At 63.0% G+C, this 3,375-nt stretch carries 4 protein-coding genes; 2 read left to right on the forward strand and 2 right to left on the reverse strand.

The window, feature by feature from the left end; genetic code table 11:
- Together ACXJL8_RS37065 and ACXJL8_RS37070 are read right to left on the reverse strand one after the other, a co-directional pair.
- A partial coding sequence (locus ACXJL8_RS37065) for a substrate-binding domain-containing protein (protein ID WP_456686622.1) occupies positions 1-426 on the reverse strand: 426 nt, incomplete at its 3' end.
- Positions 427-569: 143 nt separating this feature from the next.
- On the reverse strand, positions 570-974 hold the full coding sequence (locus tag ACXJL8_RS37070) for a globin (protein ID WP_456620120.1): 405 nt from the start codon (positions 972-974) through the stop codon (positions 570-572).
- Between the two features lie 479 nt (positions 975-1,453).
- Here ACXJL8_RS37070 and ACXJL8_RS37075 point away from each other — a divergent pair, with 479 nt between their 5' ends.
- Both ACXJL8_RS37075 and ACXJL8_RS37080 read left to right on the forward strand, forming a co-directional pair.
- Positions 1,454-1,828: a DUF2946 domain-containing protein gene (locus tag ACXJL8_RS37075; RefSeq protein WP_456620119.1), complete on the forward strand. Its 375-nt coding sequence runs from the start codon at positions 1,454-1,456 to the stop codon at positions 1,826-1,828.
- Between the two features lie 84 nt (positions 1,829-1,912).
- On the forward strand, positions 1,913-3,375 hold a 1,463-nt coding region (locus ACXJL8_RS37080; RefSeq protein WP_456686623.1), incomplete at its 3' end, for a TonB-dependent receptor plug domain-containing protein.

Consider the following 3,375-nt stretch of genomic DNA (forward strand, 5'->3'; position numbering starts at 1 on the left):
GTCGAGCGGCGCGATCAACGTGTCCATGTCGATCACGGGCGTGCCGGCGTCGATCATCTTCTGCACGGGCTGGGTGAGGGTGCCGATGCCGAACGCCTGGATCGCGACGAAATCCCATTTCTGCGAGGCCATGTTGTCGATCGCCGCGCGCTGCTTGACCGCATCGAGCTGGCCGTCGAACCAGGTCACCTCGACATTGAACAGCTTGCCCCAGAATTCCGCGGCCTGCTTGCCCTGCGCGCACCAGGTCGCCTGGAGGCCCGCATTGGAGAACGCCGCCTTCAGCGGCTTCTCGGATCGTCCGACCTCGGCTGCCAATGCGGGGTTTATGCCCATGCTGCCGAGGATGGCAGTTGCGGCGCCGGCGGTCGCTGCCGCCTGAAGAAGATCGCGCCTCGTCGTCGAGAAATCTTTCGTCCCGGACATCGCTCGCTCCCATAAATTTTTCGTCGGCGCGTCATTGATTGCGCGACCGATGCGGAAAGTCTCTCACAATCGAGAAGTTCACGCCACCCAATCTGCAATCACGCGGGAAATCGCCGCGGGCCGCGTTGGTGCAGCGCAAAGCGTCAGGCCGGAATGCCGGCGAAGGCGTCGATATCGGCGAGCAGTCGATCCCAAGCGCGCGCGAGCTCCGGCGACCATTCATCTCCGAGGAGATCGCGCAGCGTATCCCTGATGACGGCGAAGAAGGCGATGAACAGGTCGCGCGGCGTGCCATAGCCATCGTGCGAGGCGGCTTCGCAGGCGATCAGCCGGAAATGCCCGCGACGCTCGCCTGCGAAGTCGAGGATCGCCTCGACCGTGAGCGCGAGCATTGATCCCTTCACGAGATCGCTGCCTTGCGAGCGGAACATCGCCTGGGTTTCGGGATGCTCTCTGAACAGACGTTGGTAAATGTGCGGCGTGAGATCCGTGCAGCGCGCCGCCGCGAGTTCAAAACTCTGTTCGATCGGATTGGAGGAGGGATTCATCGGCGTTGTCGCCACGCGCGCAAAAAAAGAGCGGGGCCCTAGCCCCGCTCGAAAATTGTGTCGACCCTATTATCCCCGATTCTAAGATTTGCTCTTGATTGACGGGGCGACGCTGCGTTTTGCGCGCCAGGGGCTCCTCCCGAGACTTGGACCACCAGACTTCGACCTCGCGGCGAGCCTGAGCAAGAGGGATGCTAGATCAACTTTTCTCACTTGTCATCATTTTCGGCAACGATTGTTCAAAATTAGAGCAGCTGACGAAATGATCGGGCTGCTTACCGTGTAACTATATGACAAATATAAGAAATCTGTGGAAAGCCGAGGCGGTTCGGCTGCCTCAAATGCCGGATGTCCTCCCGGGTGGGGCGCCCCGAGCACAGTTTTCCGGTCATTTGTTCCGGGCCAAGAAGGCGGYGGAACGGACCTCGACTCAGCCCCGGCGCGGTGTTTAGTTAGCAGACGAACGAACGGTTCGGCGGATGCGCGCAAGGCTGCAAAAATTCCTACCCATCGTCCTGCTCGCCCTGGTGATGCAGGTGCTGGCGCCGATTGCCGCCTGCCTCGCGGCGGGCCAGACCGTTGCCGATCCGCTCCAGACCGCCATCATCTGTCACAGCGCGAGCGACCAGGGCGGCCAGACCGATCCGACGGGCACGCCGACCGCGCATGCCGGTGCGTGCGCGCTATGTTGCCTGGCGCAGGCCAACGCGTCCTTCGATTCGCCGCCGCAGGCCGCACTCTCGATTCCCTTCCGCCACGCCGAACAAGTGGTGTGGCATGCGGCCGATGTATCCGTAGCCGCCACCCATAAGGGCTCAAGCGCCCAGGCGCGCGGGCCTCCCCACTTTTCCTGACGACCCTCGGTGTCGCCGCGGCACGTCCGCCGGCGATTGATGCTGTCAATTGGCCGGCGATGATGCCGGCGTCAGGGATGCCCCATGTTACGTTGTCATGCCCGCCGTGGCGTGAGCGTCGTTGCCGTCCAGGCCGCGCTGCTCGCGTCGTCGAGCGGCGTTTTCGCACAAACCAGCGACCGAGCGCTGCCGCCGGTGACGGTCGATGCGCCCGCGGCGGCCAAGCCGAAGCCGGTAATCCGGCCATCGCGACCTCGCTCTGCTTCCGCGGGTCACTCGACCAGGCCCGTTGCACGGAACGCAACCGTCAGCGCTCCGACCCAAAACAGGACAGCGACGGCGAGCGCAGCAAGGGACGATCTCAATCGGTCGCCGGCTGGTCAGACCTCGACGACCATCGATCGCAGTCAGTTCGACAACCGCCCCGCGTTTTCGGTCGGTGACGTCTTGCGGGACAGTCCGGGTATTTCGGTCAAGCAGGGGAACGGCCCCCGCGATTTCGGCATCTCGATTCGTGGATCCAACGCCCGGAACAGCTTTGGCATCCGTAATCTCGTGATCTTCGACGACGGCTTTCCGGTGACCCAGCCGGACGGCCTGTCGCGGAGCGACCTGATCGATCCGCACGCCTATGGCGCCATCGACGTGATCCGCGGCCCCTCGTCGGCGCTCTACGGCAACTATGCGACCGGCGGCGCACTCAATTTTCGAACGCGCCCGGGCGGCACGATCGACGGCGTCGAATACGGCGTCGATGGCGGCAGCTACGGCTACCTCAACAATTATCTGGCGGCCGGCAAGAAGGTCGGGAACTTCKAGGGCTCACTATTCGCAAGCGACGTGCGGGGCGACGGCTATATCGGCAACAGCTGGTTCAACACACAGACCGTCAACTTCCTCGGCACATTCAAGGCGACGCCGGACGACCGCTTCACGGTCAAGATCATCAACAATGACCTGAGCACGCGGTTGCCGATCCGGCAGTCGCTGAACCAGTACTATCAAAACCCGTTCCAGCAGGGCTGCGCGACCGGTGCCACGGCCGCCGCCGGGTGCGGAACGGTCACGCTGTTCAACAACGGCTTCAATGCAACCGCCGGAACCGACAAGGAGACGGCCGTGCAGGCTGGGCTCGGCCGCAACGACCGCCGAACCATCGTCGGTGGCCGGTGGGAGCACGATTTCGACAACACCACGACCTGGCGCAACCAGTTCGTCTTCGACGACAGGAACATCAACCAGCCGACTGGCACGACCAGCGCGATCGGAGATTTTCCGTCGTACAATTACATGAGCGATCTGACCAAGCGTGGTGAGATTCTCGGGATGGAATCGACCGCGTTCTTCGGCGCCTTCTACAATACGCTGACGGCGTCGAGCGACACGCGAAACGTGATGCCGGGCGGCAACGCGACGCTCGGCAGGCTGTCGAGCAATCTCTACAGCGAAACGACCAATTACGGTGTTCGCGCCCGGGAAGAGCTCAAGCTGACCACTTCGTTGACGGCCGTCGCCGGCGTCGGTTGGGAGACAACCCTCCTCAAGGG

This window comes from Bradyrhizobium sp. P5_C11_2 (assembly GCF_054049755.1).

Coding starts and splice junctions, on each gene's coding strand:
- ACXJL8_RS37075 (WP_456620119.1), top strand. CDS start 1,454: ATGCGCGCAAGGCTGCAAAAATTCCTACCCATCGTCCTGCTCGCCCTG.
- ACXJL8_RS37070 (WP_456620120.1), bottom strand. CDS start 974: ATGAATCCCTCCTCCAATCCGATCGAACAGAGTTTTGAACTCGCGGCG.